General features: G+C 75.7%; 15 protein-coding genes. 3 read left to right on the top strand and 12 right to left on the bottom strand.

Going from position 1 to position 15,535, the window contains the following annotated elements:
* Positions 1 to 34: 34 nt before the first annotated feature.
* On the top strand, positions 35 to 952 hold the full coding sequence (locus BM165_RS02560) for a 5'-3' exonuclease (RefSeq protein WP_075012110.1): 918 nt from the start codon (positions 35 to 37) through the stop codon (positions 950 to 952).
* Between the two features lie 27 nt (positions 953 to 979).
* On the opposite strand, the gene BM165_RS02555 is transcribed toward BM165_RS02560, so the two are convergent.
* The 3 genes from BM165_RS02555 to BM165_RS02545 all read right to left on the bottom strand — a co-directional run bounded on the left by BM165_RS02555 (position 980) and on the right by BM165_RS02545 (position 5,731).
* Positions 980 to 1,600 carry a DUF4333 domain-containing protein gene (locus BM165_RS02555; RefSeq protein WP_075011914.1) on the bottom strand — a complete coding sequence of 207 codons (621 nt, stop codon included), beginning with the start codon at positions 1,598 to 1,600 and terminating at the stop codon, positions 980 to 982.
* 148 nt (positions 1,601 to 1,748) lie between these two features.
* The gene (locus BM165_RS02550) at positions 1,749 to 4,595 is read right to left on the bottom strand and encodes a DEAD/DEAH box helicase (RefSeq protein ID WP_075011913.1); all 2,847 of its coding nucleotides are present in this window, start codon (positions 4,593 to 4,595) and stop codon (positions 1,749 to 1,751) included.
* 212 nt (positions 4,596 to 4,807) lie between these two features.
* The gene (locus tag BM165_RS02545; RefSeq protein WP_075011912.1) at positions 4,808 to 5,731 is read right to left on the bottom strand and encodes a diacylglycerol kinase family protein; all 924 of its coding nucleotides are present in this window, start codon (positions 5,729 to 5,731) and stop codon (positions 4,808 to 4,810) included.
* 150 nt (positions 5,732 to 5,881) lie between these two features.
* Between BM165_RS02545 and BM165_RS02540 the strand changes: the two genes are divergently transcribed.
* Entirely contained in the window at positions 5,882 to 6,712 is an 831-nt protein-coding gene (locus BM165_RS02540; protein ID WP_075011911.1) for an FAD-dependent oxidoreductase, read from the top strand.
* An 11-nt stretch (positions 6,713 to 6,723) separates the two neighbouring features.
* Here the strand turns inward: BM165_RS02540 and tatC are convergent, their stop codons facing one another.
* From tatC to BM165_RS02515, 5 genes are all read right to left on the bottom strand, one after another.
* A complete protein-coding gene (gene tatC, locus BM165_RS02535) occupies positions 6,724 to 7,668 on the bottom strand; it encodes a twin-arginine translocase subunit TatC (protein WP_244273967.1) in 945 nt (314 codons plus the stop codon).
* Between the two features lie 19 nt (positions 7,669 to 7,687).
* Positions 7,688 to 7,984 carry a Sec-independent protein translocase subunit TatA gene (gene tatA, locus BM165_RS02530; protein ID WP_075011910.1) on the bottom strand — a complete coding sequence of 99 codons (297 nt, stop codon included), beginning with the start codon at positions 7,982 to 7,984 and terminating at the stop codon, positions 7,688 to 7,690.
* A gap of 97 nt (positions 7,985 to 8,081) precedes the next feature.
* Positions 8,082 to 8,288 (bottom strand): hypothetical protein, encoded by a 207-nt coding sequence (locus BM165_RS02525; protein ID WP_075011909.1) that lies wholly within the window; start codon positions 8,286 to 8,288, stop codon positions 8,082 to 8,084.
* 10 nt (positions 8,289 to 8,298) lie between these two features.
* A complete protein-coding gene (locus BM165_RS02520) occupies positions 8,299 to 9,279 on the bottom strand; it encodes a helix-turn-helix transcriptional regulator (RefSeq protein ID WP_208976608.1) in 981 nt (326 codons plus the stop codon).
* Entirely contained in the window at positions 9,276 to 10,262 is a 987-nt protein-coding gene (locus tag BM165_RS02515) for a helix-turn-helix transcriptional regulator (RefSeq protein ID WP_075012107.1), read from the bottom strand. Before BM165_RS02515 ends, BM165_RS02520 begins: the two co-directional genes overlap by 4 nt.
* A gap of 78 nt (positions 10,263 to 10,340) precedes the next feature.
* Here BM165_RS02515 and BM165_RS02510 point away from each other — a divergent pair, with 78 nt between their 5' ends.
* A complete protein-coding gene (locus BM165_RS02510; RefSeq protein WP_075011908.1) occupies positions 10,341 to 11,450 on the top strand; it encodes a DUF3866 family protein in 1,110 nt (369 codons plus the stop codon).
* 18 nt (positions 11,451 to 11,468) lie between these two features.
* Here BM165_RS02510 and BM165_RS02505 read toward each other — a convergent pair whose 3' ends face one another.
* The 4 genes from BM165_RS02505 to prcB are packed head-to-tail and all read right to left on the bottom strand — an operon-like array spanning position 11,469 to position 15,468.
* On the bottom strand, positions 11,469 to 12,248 hold the full coding sequence (locus tag BM165_RS02505) for an SDR family oxidoreductase (RefSeq protein WP_075011907.1): 780 nt from the start codon (positions 12,246 to 12,248) through the stop codon (positions 11,469 to 11,471).
* A gap of 3 nt (positions 12,249 to 12,251) precedes the next feature.
* Positions 12,252 to 13,610, bottom strand: a complete 1,359-nt coding sequence (pafA, locus tag BM165_RS02500; protein ID WP_075011906.1) for a Pup--protein ligase — start codon at positions 13,608 to 13,610, stop codon at positions 12,252 to 12,254.
* 47 nt (positions 13,611 to 13,657) lie between these two features.
* Complete coding sequence (gene prcA, locus BM165_RS02495; protein WP_075011905.1) at positions 13,658 to 14,605, bottom strand: proteasome subunit alpha; 948 nt, start codon at positions 14,603 to 14,605, stop codon at positions 13,658 to 13,660.
* A gap of 5 nt (positions 14,606 to 14,610) precedes the next feature.
* On the bottom strand, positions 14,611 to 15,468 hold the full coding sequence (prcB, locus tag BM165_RS02490) for a proteasome subunit beta (protein WP_075012106.1): 858 nt from the start codon (positions 15,466 to 15,468) through the stop codon (positions 14,611 to 14,613).
* Positions 15,469 to 15,535 lie beyond the last annotated feature (67 nt).

Here is a 15,535-nt window from a genome sequence, read left to right as displayed (position 1 = left end):
TCCCGGACCGTTACCGTCCCCGCCCGTGACGACGATGCTGCTCGACGCCGCGAGCCTCTACTTCCGGGCGTTCTACGGCGTCCCGACCAGCGTGACCGCGCCCGACGGCCGGCCGGTGAACGCCGTCCGCGGGTTCCTGGACATGACCGCGCGGCTGCTGACGGCCCACGCCCCCGACCGGCTGGTGGCCTGCTGGGACGACGACTGGCGCCCGGCGTTCCGCGTCGAGGCGCTGCCGTCGTACAAGGCGCACCGGCTCTCCCCGGAGGGCGGGGAGGAGACGCCCGACGAGCTCGGCCCCCAGGTGCCGGTGCTCGTCGACGTGCTGGCCGCCGCCGGCGTCGCCCGCGTCGGGGCGCCCGGCTACGAGGCCGACGACGTCATCGGCACGCTGGCCACCCGCGCCCGGGGTCCGGTCGACGTCGTCACCGGCGACCGCGACCTCTTCCAGCTCGTCGACGACGCCCGCGGCGTGCGGGTGCTCTATACCGCCCGGGGCATTTCCGACATCGAGGTGGTCGACGAGGCGGCGGTGACGGCGAAGTACGGCATCCCGGGCCGGTCCTACGCCGACTTCGCGGTGCTGCGCGGCGACCCCAGCGACGGCCTGCCCGGGGTGGCCGGGGTCGGGGCGAAGACGGCGGCGGCGCTGATCACGGAGTTCGGCGACCTGGCAGGCATCCGGGCGGCGGCGGCGCGGACGGCGGTGCCGAAGGCGCCGCTCACGGCCGCGGTGCTCAGGCGGCTGCACGCGGGCGCGGAGTACCTCGACGCGGCGCCGGTGGTGGTCGCCGTCGCCCGCGACATCGACATGCCCGCGGTCGAGGGGGCGCTCCCCCGCCGCCCGGCCGACCCCGCGGCGCTCGCGGCGCTGGCCGACGCCCACGGGCTGCGCTCGTCCCTGGGGCGTCTGGGCGCTGCGCTGGGCTGGCCGGCCGACGTCCTCGGGTGAGCACGCCGGCCAGCCGTCCGCGGGAGCTCAGGAGGCGACGTCCCAGGTGAACGCCGCCGAGTCCTCGTCGGTGATCGCGACCTCGATGGTCACGTCCTCGCCGTCCTCGGTGGTGCCGGAGCACTCGTAGGTGGCGCCGTTCTCCACGACCATCTCCTGGTCGCAGCTGACCTCGATGCCGACGCCGAAGGTCTCGGTGAACTGCTCGGCGATGTCGCTCTCGGCCCGGCCGGCGTCGAGCACGTCCTGGCCGAGGAGCAGCGCCAGGGCGATCGCGACGCCGATGATCACCACGGCCGCCACCGTCCCGATGAGGGGGCCGGTCCGCGACCTCCTCGGCGGCGCCGGCTGGCCGTAGGGCTGGCCGTAGCCGCCCGGCTGGCCGTACGGGCCGGGCTGCTGCCCGAACTGGCCCGGCGCCCCGTACTGCCCGGGCTGCCCGTACTGGCCCGGCTGGCCGTACGGGCCGGGCTGCTGCCCGTACTGCCCCGGCTGCCCGCCGTACTGACCGGGCTGGCCCGGCTGCCCGCCGTACTGCCCACCCGGCTGGCCGTACTGCCCGGGCTGGCCGCCGTACTGGCCCGGCTGCCCGTACTGCCCCGGCTGCCCGTACTGCCCCGGCTGGCCACCCTGCGGTGGGTTGGTCATCGTCGCTCCTGCTCGTCCTGTCGACCCGGCGCGGGCCGCCCCCTGACACTGCGTCACGGGAGCGGGGCGATTGTGCACCACGGGAGCGCGCCGACGGCCCTCGCGCGCGCGGGGCGGCACCCGGCGGGGTCAGCTGCCGGCGGCCGCCTCACCCGCTGACCGCGACCGCCACCACGCCGCGGCGGATCCGCCCCACCGCCGCCCGCGCGACCCCGGCCACCGCCGCGTCGGCGACCTTGGCCAGCTGGTCGAGGACGTCGACGAGCTGCCGCGCCCAGCGGACGAAGTCGCCGCCGGAGAGCTCGGTGCCGGCCTGCTCGGCGCCGGCGAGCACCCGGTCGAGGGTCTGCCCGTCGGCCCAGCGGTAGGCCGCCCAGGCGAAGCCCAGGTCGAGGTCGCGGGTCGCCGGCAGGCCCCGGTCGAGCTCGACGTCCTGCAGCCGCGCGCGGATCCGGCGCATCTCGCCGATGGCGTCGGCCACCTTCCCGCCCGGGACGGCGGCCTGCCCGGGGGTCTCCCGCCGCGCCTCGAACACCAGCGTGGACACCGCGGCGGCGAGCTCGGCCGGCCCGAGACCGCGCCACACCCCGGCGCGCAGGCACTCGGCGATGAGCAGGTCGCCCTCGGACCAGATGCGCGCCAGCCGGCGGCCCTCCGCGGTGACCCGCGGGACGTCGTCGACCGGGGTGGGCTCGTCGGTGGCGACCGGCACCAGCGGCGCGGCCTCCGGCACCAGGTAGCCCAGCTCCTCGAGGACGTCGCAGGTGCGGTCGAACTGCCGGGTCAGCGACCCGGTGCGCTCGGCCATCTTCCGGTGGGTGGCCTCCGCGTCGGCGACCGCGCGCAGGTACCGCTCGGCCAGGCGCACCCGCTCCTCCCGGTCGGGCAGGGCGTGCACGGGGTGGGCGCGCACCGCCCGGCGCAGGTCCTGCAGCACGGGGTCGTCCGCGGCGGCCGAGCGCTGCTTGACCCGCCGGGCACCCAGGTCGTTCTCCAGCCGCGCGGTGCGCAGCGTGGCCGCGAGGTCGCGGCGGGCGTGCGGGCTGCGGTGGTTGAAGTTCCTCGGCACCCGCACCCGGGCCAGCGCGGTGACCGGCGTCGGGAAGTCGACGCTGCCCAGGCGGCCGGCCCACTTGTCCTCGGTGAGCACCAGAGGCCGCGGGTCGGCCAGGTCGGTGATGCCGGGGTCGAGCACGACGGCCAGCCCCTGCCGGCGACCCGAGGGCACCCGGATGACGTCGCCGGGGCGCAGCGCCGCCAGCGCGTCGGCGGCCTCCATGCGGCGCTTGGCCGCCGAGTCCCGGGACAGCTCCTTCTCCCGGTCGGCGATCTCCCGCCGCAGCCGGGCGTAGGCCAGCACGTCGCCGCCCTCGGTGGTGAGCTGCTCGGCGAACTGCTCGGCGTCGCGCTCCGACCGGGCCGCCTGCCGGGCCAGCCCCACCACCGAGCGGTCGGCCTGGAACTGGGCGAAGGAGGAGGCCAGCAGCTCCCGGGCGCGGGCCCGGCCGAAGGAGCCGACCAGGTTGACCGCCATGTTGTAGCTGGGCCGGAACGACGAGCGCAGCGGATAGGTGCGGGTGCTCGCCAGCCCGGCGACCACCGAGGGGTCCATGCCCGGCGCCCACACGACGACGGCGTGCCCCTCGACGTCGATGCCGCGCCGTCCGGCCCGCCCGGTGAGCTGGGTGTACTCCCCCGGTGTGACGTCGACGTGCGCCTCGCCGTTCCACTTGACCAGCCGCTCGAGCACCACCGTGCGCGCGGGCATGTTGATGCCCAGCGCGAGGGTCTCGGTGGCGAACACGGCCTTGACCAGGCCGCGGACGAAGCACTCCTCGACGGTCTCCTTGAACGCCGGCACCAGCCCGGCGTGGTGGGCGGCCAGACCCGCCAGCAGCCCCTCGCGCCACTCCCAGAAGCCGAGGACGTGCAGGTCCTCGTCGGGCAGCGAGCCGGTGCGCTCGTCGACGATCCGGGCGATCTCGGCGCGCTCGGTCTCGTCGGTGAGCCGCAGCCCCGACTGCAGGCACTGCGCGACGGCGGCGTCGCAGCCGTTGCGGCTGAAGATGAAGGTGATCGCCGGCAGCAGGCCGGCGCGGTCGAGCCGCTCGACGACCTCGGTGCGCGACGGCGGCCGGTAGCGCGGCTTGTGCCAGTCGCGGTCACGGCGGGAGCCGCCGTTGCCGCCGCCCCAGGTGTCCAGCCGCCGCTCGTGCTCGCGCACGTAGCGGACCAGCTCGGGGTCGACGACGCTGGCGCCGCGCTCGCGGGTGGACTGCGTGCGCGGGGTCTCCCCCTGCTCGGCGGCGTGCGCGGCCGGGCGCAGGCTGAAGAGGTCGAACACCCGGCTGCCGACGAGCATGTGCTGCCACAGCGGGATCGGCCGCACCTCGCTGACGACGACCCGCGTGTGCCCGCGGACGGTGACCAGCCAGTCGGCGAACTCCTCGGCGTTGCTCACCGTGGCCGACAGCGATACCAGGGTCACCGACGCCGGGAGGTGGATGATCACCTCCTCCCACACCGCGCCGCGGAACCGGTCGGCGAGGTAGTGCACCTCGTCCATGACCACGTAGCCGAGGCCGTGGATGGCCGGGGACTCCGCGTAGAGCATGTTGCGCAGCACCTCGGTGGTCATCACGACCACCGGCGCGTCGCCGTTGATCGCGTTGTCGCCGGTGAGCAGGCCGACCGACGCCTCGCCGTAGCGGTCGACGAGGTCGTTGTACTTCTGGTTCGACAGCGCCTTGATCGGCGTCGTGTAGAAGGCCTTGCGCCCCTCGGCCAGCGCCTTGTGCACCGCGAACTCGCCGACGACGGTCTTGCCGGCCCCGGTGGGCGCGCACACCAGCACGCCCGCCCCCTCGTCGAGCGCCTCGCAGGCCTCCACCTGGAACGGGTCGAGGGAGAACCCGAGCCCGGCGGTGAAGTCGGCCAGGGTCGGGTGCGCGCTGCGCCGCCGGGCAGCCGCGTACCGCTCGGCGGGGCTGGACATGCCCCCACGTTAGGCGCTGTACCCCGGCCCGGCTCGGGAGCACCCGGTCACCGGGCCGGTGGTCACCGGGTCCTGCTCGTCTGCCGTTATTTTGCTCGACAGTTGGGGATAACGGTCGCATCGGAGGTGCCCGACACCTCGCCGCCGTCCTGGCTCACCTCCGTGCGTCCTGGCTCGCGGTCGACGATGAGCCAGGACGCAGCACGATCAGGTCACCTGATCATCGCGGGGCGGCCACTGCCCACCACCCGCAGCGCGCCGGGCACCGCCTCGGCGCACACCGGCAGCGCGGCGACGAACTCGCCGTCGGCGTAGGTGGTCAGGTCCGCGCCGGCGAGCTCCACCCGCGCCGCCCGGTGCTCCGTGACGGCGGGGTGGTCGACGTGCGTGCCGTCGGTGAGCCGCGGGCGGGTGCGCACCAGCTCACGGCGCGAGACCGGCCCGACGACGGTGACGTCGAGCAGGCCGTCGGCGGGGTCGGCGGCCGGGCACACCCGCATCCCGCCGCCGTACCAGGGCGTGTTGCCGACGGCGACCAGCGTCACCGGCAGCGTCGACGCCTGCCCGTCGAGGGTCAGCACGACCTCGCGGGGCCGCATGCGGGCCAGCTCGGCCAGGATCGCGACGTCGTAGCGGCGAGGACCGCGCGGCCAGCGCAGCCGGTTGGCGCGGTCGGTCACCGCGGAGTCGAAACCGCAGCACAGCACGGTGGCCCACCAGCGCCCGGCGGTGCGGGCGGCGTCCACCGTGCGCCCGGTGCCCTCCCGCAGGTCGGCCGCGGCGGCGGTCGCGGCGGCCACCGGCTCCGGCGGCACGCCGAGGGCCAGCGCGAGGTCGTTGCCGGTGCCGGCCGGGACGACGGCCAGCGGGGTGCCGGTGCCGGCCACGGCCTGCAGGGCGGCGTGCGCGGCGCCGTCCCCGCCGACGGCGACCACGGCCCGGGTGCCCGCGGCGACGGCGCCGGCGGCGGCCCGCTCGGCGGCCGCCCGGGTGGCCGCGGGCAGCACGCGAGGGGTGAGCCCGCCGCGGCGCAGCGCGTCGAGGACGGCACCGGAGGCAGCGCGGGCCCGGCCCCGCCCGGCGGCCGAGCTGACCAGGACGGCCACGTCGGTGTCGGTGTCGGTGTCGGTGGTCACCGGGCTACCTCCCTCGACGGCGCGGGTCACCCTACGGCCGCCCCGCGCGGGCCTCGCCGAGGCGTCCTCGAGGGCGTGGCCCGGGTTGGAGTGCAGGTGGGAGCGCAGGTCACCGTGTGGTGACGGAACGGCCCCGGCCCGCCCGCCGGGGTGCATGATGGCGCGGCGCCGTCCAGGGGGGACCCGCACCGCCAGGCCGGGCCGGGTCCCCGCGAGCGATCGGAGGGGACCGGGCAGGTCGTCATCGCCGGAGCCGGTGTCGCGGGACTGACCGCGGCTCTCGCACTGGCCCGTCAGGGTCACCGCGTCCAGCTGCTCGACCGGGACGCCGCGCCGCGGCCGGACGCGGTGGACGGTGCCGCGGCCTGGAAGCGGCGCGGAGTCGCACAGTTCCACCAGCCGCACTCCCTGCTGGCCCGCCTGTACGCCGAGCTCTCGGCGGCGCTGCCCGACGTCGTCGCGGAGCTGACGGCGCAGGGGGCCCGCCCGGTGACGCTGCCCGACGGGCTGGCGTCGCTGTGGTGCCGGCGGAGCGCGCTAGAGTTGGTGCTGCGCGCCGCGGTGGAGGCCGAGCCGACCGTGGACCTGCGGCACGCCGCCGTCCGCGCGGTCGAGGCGGGGGGCGGTGCGGTGACCGGCGTGCGCCTCGACGACGGCGCCGTCCTCCCCGCCGGGCTGGTGGTCGACGCCACCGGCCGGCGCGGGCGGCTGTCCCGCCCCTGGTCGGGCGACACGGTCGACGTCCCCGCCGACGAGGCCTACGTCTCCCGCCGCTACCGGCTGCTGCCGGGCGCGGGCTTCGGCACGGTCAACCGCGGCGTCATCCCCGTGGCCGAGGGCGACGGGTACGCCCTGCTGGTCTTCCCGCACGACGCCGGCACGTACGCCCCGCTGGGCCTGCACCCGCTCGCCGACGCCGTCAGCACCAGCAACCCGCACTTCGGCCGCGGGCTGGCGCTGGCCGCGGCCCGCCCGGCCTGAGCCGGACCGCCTCAGCGGGCGCGGTCGGCCGGCGCGGGGTCCTCGGCGAGCAGTGCGCCCGGCGGGGTGGGGGCGGTGTCGACGGCCGACGGGCCGGCGTCGAGCGGGGAGGCCTCGTCGTCGGAGAGGCCGTGGAAGTGCTCGAGGGCGTCCCGCTTGGCCCGCCGCCGGTCGACGACGCGGGCGACCTGGATGGCCAGCTCGAACAGCACCACCATCGGCAGCGCCATGGCCAGCATGGTGAAGGGGTCCTGGGTGGGCGTGACGAACGCGGCGAAGACGATGGTGAGGAAGAAGATCCACCGCCGGCTCTTCGACAGCGCCGCGTGGGACAGGACGCCGACCAGGTTGAGCGCCACCGCGATCAGCGGCAGCTCGAAGGACAGGCCGAAGGCGATCAGCAGGCTGATGACGAAGCCCAGGTAGTCCGGCGCCGTCAGCTGGAAGGCCACCTCGTCACCGGCGAGCCCGAGCAGCAGCTCCAGCCCCTTGTAGAGGGTGACGTAGGCGAGCACCGCGCCGAGGGCGAACAGCGACGTCGAGGCGGCGACGAAGGTGACCGCGTACCGCTTCTCGTTGCGCTTGAGGCCGGGGGTGATGAACGCCCACAGCTGCCAGAGCCAGAACGGCGAAGAGAGCACCGCACCGGCGATCAGACCGATCTTCAGGCGCAGCAGCACGCCGCCGAAGACGTCGAGGACCACCAGGCGGCAGTTGTCGTCTCCCTGGAAGCGGAGCTCGGCCGGCAGCGAGCAGTAGGGCTCGCTGAGGAAGGTCAGCAGCCCGTGGTCGTACCAGAGGAAGCCGGCGATCGTGCCCAGCCCGAGCGCCAGCAGCGCCTTGGCGATGCGGTTGCGGAGCTCGGTGAGGTGGGCGACGAGCGTCATCGTCGCCTCGGTGTCCCGGGGCGGTCGGCGGCGCCGCAGGCGCGGCAGCCGGACGGGCGACCCGCTCACGTCGCTGCTCCGGGGGTGCTCAGCGGGGGTCGACGACGCCCGGCTGCGTGGCGCGGGCCCGCAGCTCCGCGGCGCGGGCCTCGGCGGCGGCCGCCTCGGCCTCCAGCTGCGCCCGCCGGTCACGGTCGGCGGCCTCCAGCGGCACCGGCGGGGCGGAGGCGACACGGGAGTCGTCGTCCTTCATGCCCTTCATCTCGCCCTTGAAGATGCGCAGCGAGCGGCCGAGCGAGCGCGAGGCGTCGGGCAGCTTCTTGTAGCCGAACAGCAGCAGGACGGCCAGGATGATCAGGCCGATCTCCAGCGGGCCGAGGTTCATGCGTCCTCCAGGTCGAGTGGCCGGTTGCGCGGCCTGCGGCGATGCTACGCCGCCCGGTGTTCGTAGCCGGGGCCCCGGACGGACGTCTCGGCCGCGTTCAGGCGTCGTTCGCCCGGCGTTCGCCCTGTAGCGCGGCCGCCCGCGCGGCGGCGCCCTGCGCCTGCTCGAGCACCGGCCGCACGTCCCGCTCGGCGGCCTGCAGCTCCCGCGCCAGGCGCCCGAACGCGCCGAGCAGGCCGTACCCGATCACGCCCAGCACCACCAGCGACAGCACGACGACGGCGATCCAGACGACCCACAGCACGACGACGACCCTAGGCCCCGGGGACCGGCACGCCGTAGCGGGCCAGCGCGGCGCGGGCGTCGGCGACCACGGCCTGCGCCACCTCCGCCGGCTCGTCGACGGTGGCCGCCCCGCCGAGGGAGGCCACCAGCCGGCGCGCCCAGGCCAGGTCGGCGGTGCGCAGCGCCACGGCCAGGCCGCCCGGCGGGTCGTCGACCTCGCGGACGTCCTCCACCGGGTAGTACTCGGCCACCCAGCGGGCGGTGCGCGCCAGCCGCAGCCGGACCACCGGGGCGTCGGGCGCGGGCCGGTAGACCCCGGACGCCACGTCCCGCGGGGCGGCCTGCGGCGGCGGGGCGGCCGGCTCGTCGAGCACCCGGACGTCGTCGATGCGGTCGAGGCGGAACAGGCGCACCCCGGCGACCTCCCGCGACCACGCCTCCAGGTACCAGCGGCCGTCGACCAGGTGCAGCCGCATCGGGTCGACCGTGCGCTCGGTGCGCTCGTCGCGGGTGGGCACGTAGTAGTGCAGGTGCAGCGCCCGCCCCCGCTCCAGCCCCTCCCGGACCACGGCGAGGGCCTGCTCGCGGGCGTCGACCGACAGCGCCACGGGGGTGACCCCCTCGGCGGCGTGCCCGGCGGCGGCCGAGACCTTGGCCAGCGCCCGGCTGACCGCGTCCTGCTCGGCGAGGCCCGGCAGGTCCAGCAGGGTGCGCAGCGCGACGAGCAGCGCCACGGCCTCGTCGGTGGTCAGCCGCAGCGGGCGCACCATGCCGGCGGTGAAGGTGACGCGCACCCGGTCGCCCTCGAAGGCGAGGTCGATGAGGTCGCCGGGGCCGTAGCCGGGCAGCCCGCACATCCACAGCAGCTCGAGGTCGCGGCGCAGCTGCCGCTCGGGGACGCCGAAGTCGCGCGCCACCTCCCCCAGCGGCACGCCCTCGGGCCGGGCGGTCAGGTAGGGCACGAGGGAGAGCAGCCGCGTCATCCGCTCGGAGGTGGCCGGGCTGGTCACCGGGCCTCCCCCGTCGTCCCCGCGAGCCGGCGCAGCCGCTCGACGACGGCCTCCCGCACGTGCGCGGGCGACTCCACGACGACGTCGGGCCCGTAGGCGGCCAGCTGGTCGGCCAGCCGCCACGGCTCGGTGGTGCGCAGCTGCAGGCGGTCCTCCCCGTCGGCTCCGGCACCGAGCGGCTGGGCCCAGCGGCGCAGACCGACCGCGCTGCCCGGCCGGGCGCGCACGACCACCAGCTGCTCCTCTCCCCCGCCGCCGAAGGCCCCGGCGACCAGCCCGGCGAGGTCGACGTCGGGCGGCGGCTCGAAGGCGTTCTCCGGCCCGCTGGCGCGCGGCGTGCCGACGACCCGCGACAGCCGGAACACCCGCGGGGCCCGCCGGTCGAGGTCGAGGCCGGCGAGGTACCAGCGGCCGTGCCAGGCGACCACGCCCCACGGCTGCACGCGGCGACGGGCCGGGGTGGCCTCGTCGGGACGGCGGTAGTCGAAGGTCAGCACGCGGCGGTCGCGGGCGGCGGCGTAGCAGGGCTCGAACGCCGGCTCGTCGGAGTCCAGCCGGGGCTGGATGGGCAGCGTGCGGCCCGGGTCGACGTCGACGCCGGCGGCGCGCAGCTTCAGCAGCGCGCTGTGCGCGGCACCGGCGAGCTGGGCGGACTCCCACAGCCGCAGCGCCAGGCCGACGGCAGCGGCCTCCTCGCCGGTCAGGGTGATCTCGGGCAGCTCGTAGTCGGCGCGGGCGATGCGGTAGCCGTCCTCGGTGTCGAAGACGCTGGTGCGGCCGGTCTCCAGCGGGACGCCCATCTCCCGCAGCTCGGCCTTGTCCCGCTCGAACATGCGCTTGAAGGCCTCGTCGGCCCGCGCGGTGCCGTCGTCGGGCTCGTACCCGGGCACGATCGACCGGATCCGGGCCGCTGTCACGAACTGCCGGGTGCCGAGCAGGGCGATGACCAGGTTCACCAGTCGCTCCGCCCGCTTCGCCGACACGCGCACAGGCTAGTCAGAACGGGCCGGCAGCACCGGCCCGGGCCGCGGACCGCTCGGTCCCTGGCTAGCCTCGCCCTCGTGGGGGAGAAACGGACTGTTCCGCAACGGATCCGCTGGCGGCGGGGCACGGTCACCGCGACCGGGCGGAGCTGGCGCGACGCACTCGAGCTCACCGTCGAGGTGCCCGGCGACGGCGAGGTGCGCTCGCTGGCCCACCCGTCGCTGGTCGGCGTCCCCGAGGTCGGCGACGACGTGCTGCTCAACACCACCGCGTGGGCGCAGCGGCTGGGCACCGGCGGCTACGCGCTCGTCGTCGCCGTCCCCGACCGGCTGCCGCCGGACCCCACCGGCCCCGGCCACCTGGTCAAGGCCCGGTACACGCCGCTGCAGGTGAGCGTGCAGGGCGTCGACGAGCAGGACACCGAGCACCACGCCGCCATCGCCGAGGCGGAGGACCTCGGCGGCATGCCGGTCGTCGTCGCCGACCTGCACTCGGCGCTGCCGGCCGCGCTCATCGGGGTGTTCGCCACCGACCCCGACCTCAAGGTCGCCTACGTCATGACCGACGGCGGCGCGCTGGTCGCCGGGTTCTCCCGGACGCTGCACACCCTGGCGCCGTCGCTGACCGGGGTGGTCACCGTCGGGCAGGCCTTCGGCGGGGACCTGGAGGCGGTCACCCTGCACACCGGGCTGCTCGCGGCCAAGCACGTGCTCGGCGCCGACGTCACGGTGGTCACCCAGGGCCCGGGCAACCTCGGCACCGGCACCCCGTGGGGGTTCTCCGGCGTGGCGGCCGGGGAGGCGTGCAACGCCGTCAGCGTGCTGGGCGGGGAGCCGATCGGCGCGCTGCGGATCTCCGACGCCGACCCGCGGCCGCGCCACCGCGGCGTCTCCCACCACTCGCTGACCGCCTTCGGGCGGGTGGCGCTGGCCGGGGTGACGCTCATCGCCCCGCGCGGGCTGGGCTCCGAGCTCGGCCAGCAGGTCGAGGAGGACCTCGCCGGGCAGCCCGAGCGCAACCGGGTGGTGTGGGTCGACGTCGACGGGCTGGACGAGGCGCTGCAGCTGTCGCCGGTGACGCTGTCGACGATGGGCCGCGGCTGGCCCGAGGAGCGCGCCTACTTCCTGGCCGCCGCGGCCGCCGGCCGCTACGCCGCGTTGCGGGTGCCGCTGCCCGAGGAGGTCTGACCACCGCCCGCCCCGGGCTCAGCGGCGGAAGCCGCCCTCGGCGTCGACGGTGGCGCCGGTGACCGAGCGGGCGTCGGGGCCGGTCAGCCAGGCGACGACGGCGGCCGCGTCGTCCGGGGTGTTCCACCGGCCGCGGGGCATCGCCGCGGCCACCTGCCCGGCGAGGCCGGGATCCGCCCACCCGGTGTCGGTGGGGCCCGGGTTGACGCAGTTGACCGTGATGCCCCGGTCGGCGACGGCGTCGGCGAGGGTGGCGGTGACCTGCTGCACCGCGCCTTTGCTCAGGGCGTAGGGGATCTCCCCGGCCATGGGACCGCGGTGCTGGCCGGAGGTGAACAGCACCACCGACCCCGGGCCGGCCGCCGGCTCGTACCGGGCGGCGAAGGCCTGGACGAGCAGCACGGCGGCCCGGGCGTTCACCGCGAGGCAGCGGTCCAGCTCGTCGGCGGTGACGTCCTCGAGCCGGCCCAGGGCGCTGCGGGCGTGGTTGACCACGAGGGTCGACAGCGGCCCCGCCGCCTCGCAGGCCGCGGCGACCAGGGCGGCGGGCGCGTCGGGGTCGGCGAGGTCGGCGGCGACGTGACCGGCGACGTGACCGGCGAGGTCACCGGCGGGGTGCGGCGGGGAGCCCAGCGCGGCCAGGACGGCGTCGAGGTCGTCGGCGCCCCAGGGCTGCCCGGCGTCGTGCGGGGCCCAGGAGTGCACGACCACCCGGTCGCCGCGATCGATCAGCCGCCGCGCGATGGCGAAGCCGATGCCGGCCCGCCTGCTGACCCCGGTGACCAGTGCCGCGCCCACGGGTCACATGCTGGCGATGAGCTTCTCGACGCGCTCGTCGACGCTCTTGAACGGGTCCTTGCACAGCACGGTGCGCTGGGCCTGGTCGTTGAGCTTGAGGTGCACCCAGTCGACGGTGAAGTCGCGCCGCTTCTCCTGGGCGCGGCGGATGAACTCCCCGCGCAGCTTGGCGCGGGTGGTCTGCGGGGGCACGTTCTTGGCCTCGAACACCCGCGGCTCGTGCGCCACCCGCTCGACCTGCCCGGCCCGCTCCAGCAGGTAGTACAGCCCGCGGGTGCGGGAGATGTCGTGGTAGGCGAGGTCCATCTGCGCCACCCGCGGCGAGGACAGCGTCAGGTCGCGCTTGGCGCGGTAGCGCTCGATGAGGGAGAGCTTGATCGCCCAGTCGATCTCGCGGTCGATGAGGGACAGGTCGCCGGAGTCGACGGCCTTGAGCACCCGCCCCCACAGCTCGAGCATCTGCCGGTGCACCGGGCCGAAGCCCTCCCGGTCGACGAACTCCGCCGCCCGCGAGTGGTACTCCGCCTGGATCTCCAGCGCGCTCATCTCCCGGCCGTTGGCCAGGCGCACCTTGCGGCGTCCGGTGGTGTCGTGGCTGATCTCGCGGATCGCGCGGATCGGGTTCTCCAGCGCCATGTCCTTGATCGGCACCCCGGCCTCGATCATCCGCAGCACCAGGTCGGTGATGGTGACCTTGAGCAGCGTCGTCGTCTCGCTCATGTTGGAGTCGCCGACGATGACGTGCAGCCGCCGGTAGCGCTCGGCGTCGGCGTGCGGCTCGTCGCGGGTGTTGATGATCGGCCGCGACCGCGTGGTCGCGGAGGACACGCCCTCCCAGATGTGCTCGGCGCGCTGGCTGACGCAGTAGATCGCCCCGCGCGGGGTCTGCAGCACCTTCCCCGCGCCGACCACCAGCTGCCGGCTGACCAGGAACGGGATGAGCACGTCGGCCAGCCGGGAGAACTCCCCGTGCCGGCCCACCAGGTAGTTCTCGTGGCAGCCGTAGCTGTTGCCGGCCGAGTCGGTGTTGTTCTTGAACAGGTAGATGTCGCCGGTGACGCCCTCCTCGGCCAGCCGCTGCTCGGCGTCGACGAGCAGGCCCTCCAGGATCCGCTCACCGGCCTTGTCGTGGACGACGAGCTCGGTGAGGTCGTCGCACTCCGCGGTGGCGTACTCGGGGTGGCTGCCGACGTCGAGGTAGAGCCGCGACCCGTTGCGCAGGAACACGTTCGAGCTGCGGCCCCAGGACACCACGCGGCGGAACAGGTAGCGCGCGACCTCGTCCGGGGACAACCGCCGCTGCCCCCGGAACGTGCACGTGACGCCGTACTCGGTCTCGATCCCGAAGATCCGTCGGTCCACGGACCGAGCCTAGGCGCCGGATGCGACTCCGGCCGGTTCCTGCGGACTCAGGACGCCGTGCCGCCGTCGGTGCCCCCGCCCGTGCCGCCGTCGGTGCCGCCGTCGGTGCCGCCGCCCACGCCGTCCGCCGGCCCGGCCTGGGGTCCCGAGCCCTCCCCCGAGCCGTCACCGCCGCCGACGGTGTCCGGCGCGGCCGGGTCACCCAGGCCGGCCGGGGTGCCCGGCTGGGAGGCGCTGGGCGAGTGCGGGTGCGTGGCCCCCTGCGGGGCGACCTCCCCCGCGGACCGGTCGCCGAGCAGGGTGCCCAGCGCCGCGCCGACCACCCGGCGGAAGGCCCGCTTGGGACGGCGGCGGTCGAGCACGGCGACCTCCAGCTGCGCGGCGGTGAGCAGCTGCCCGTTGCCGTTGCCGCCGGCCATCGCCGGGCTGACCGCCGACAGCGCGCGCACGCCCACCATCAGCGCCTCGGCGAGGTCCAGGCCGTGGCGGAAGTTCTCCCGCAGGTGCCCGGTGACGGCGTCGGCCTGCCCGCCCATGACGACGAAGTCGGGCTCGTCGACGATCGACCCGTCGAAGGTGAGCCGGAACAGCTGGTCGGCGTCGGGCTCGGCACCGACCTCGGCCACGCACAGCTCGACCTCGTAGGGCTTGGTCTGCTGGGTGAAGATCTCACCGAGGGTCTGCGCGTAGGCGTTGGCGATGACCCGGCCGGTGACGTCGCGCCGGTTGTAGGAGTAGCCGCGGACGTCGGCCAGCCGGACGCCGGCCACCCGCAGGCTCTCGAACTCGCTGTAGCGGCCGACCGCGGCGAAGCCGATCCGGTCGTAGAGCTCGCCGACCTTGTGCAGCGTGGAGCTGGGGTTCTCGGCGATGAACAGGACGCCGTCGGCGTAGGTGAGGACGGCGACGCTGCGGCCGCGGGAGATGCCCTTGCGGGCGTACTCCGAGCGGTCGCGCATCAGCTGCTCGGGCGAGGCGTAGTACGGCATGGTCATGGCGGTCAGGCCCCCCGGTCGACGTTCTCGCGGTCGGCCGCGGCGCGCTCGCCGATGATCGCGTCGGCGACGTCGGCCACCTCGGCGTCGGTCAGCCGGACGGCGCCCTCGGCGTCGACGCGGTAGACGATCGGGTACAGCCGCCGCACCGGGTCGGGCCCGCCGGTGGCGGAGTCGTCGTCGGCGGCGTCGTAGAGCGCCTCGACGACGGTGCGCGTCGCGGCACCGGCGTCCAGCCCCGAGCGCCAGGTCTTCTTCAGCGAGTTCTTGGCGAACAGCGAGCCGGAGCCGACGGCGGCGTAGCCGCGCTCCTCGTAGTTCCCGCCGGTGACGTCGTAGCTGAAGATCCGGCCCGGGGTGGCGCCCTCGGCGGCGTCGAGGTCGAAGCCGGCGAACAGCGGGACGACGGCGAGGCCCTGCAGGGCGGCGCCGAGGTTGCCGCGGATCATCTGCGCGAGCCGGTTGGCCTTGCCGTCGAGGCTGAGGGTCAGGCCCTCGATCTTCTCGTAGTGCTCCAGCTCCACCTGGTAGAGCCGGACCATCTCGATCGCGATGCCCGCGGCGCCGGCGATGCCGATCACCGACCACGAGTCGGCCGGGTAGACCTTCTCGATGTCGCGGCTGGAGATCAGGTTGCCCATCGTGGCGCGGCGGTCGCCGCCCATGAGGACGCCGCCGGCGTAGGTGACGGCGACGATCGTCGTGCCGTGCGGTGTGAGGTCCCCGGCGTTCACGGTCGGCAGCGGACGCCTCCCCGGCAGCAGATCGGGCGCGGTGACCGCGAGGAAGTCGGTGAACGAGGAGCCCACCCGGTCCAGGTAGGCGGGCGGGAAGCCGCTCCGGCCGGTGTGCGACTGGGTCAACCCGTCCACCTCTCCGCCCCGTCCGGGGTCGCTCCTCGACGTGCCGCGGCCGGGCCGCGGCGGCTCG

Origin of the sequence: Geodermatophilus obscurus, from assembly GCF_900115395.1 — a bacterium.
Lineage (GTDB): Bacteria > Actinomycetota > Actinomycetes > Mycobacteriales > Geodermatophilaceae > Geodermatophilus > Geodermatophilus obscurus_B.
This window is presented reverse-complemented; position numbering and strand designations above follow the sequence as displayed.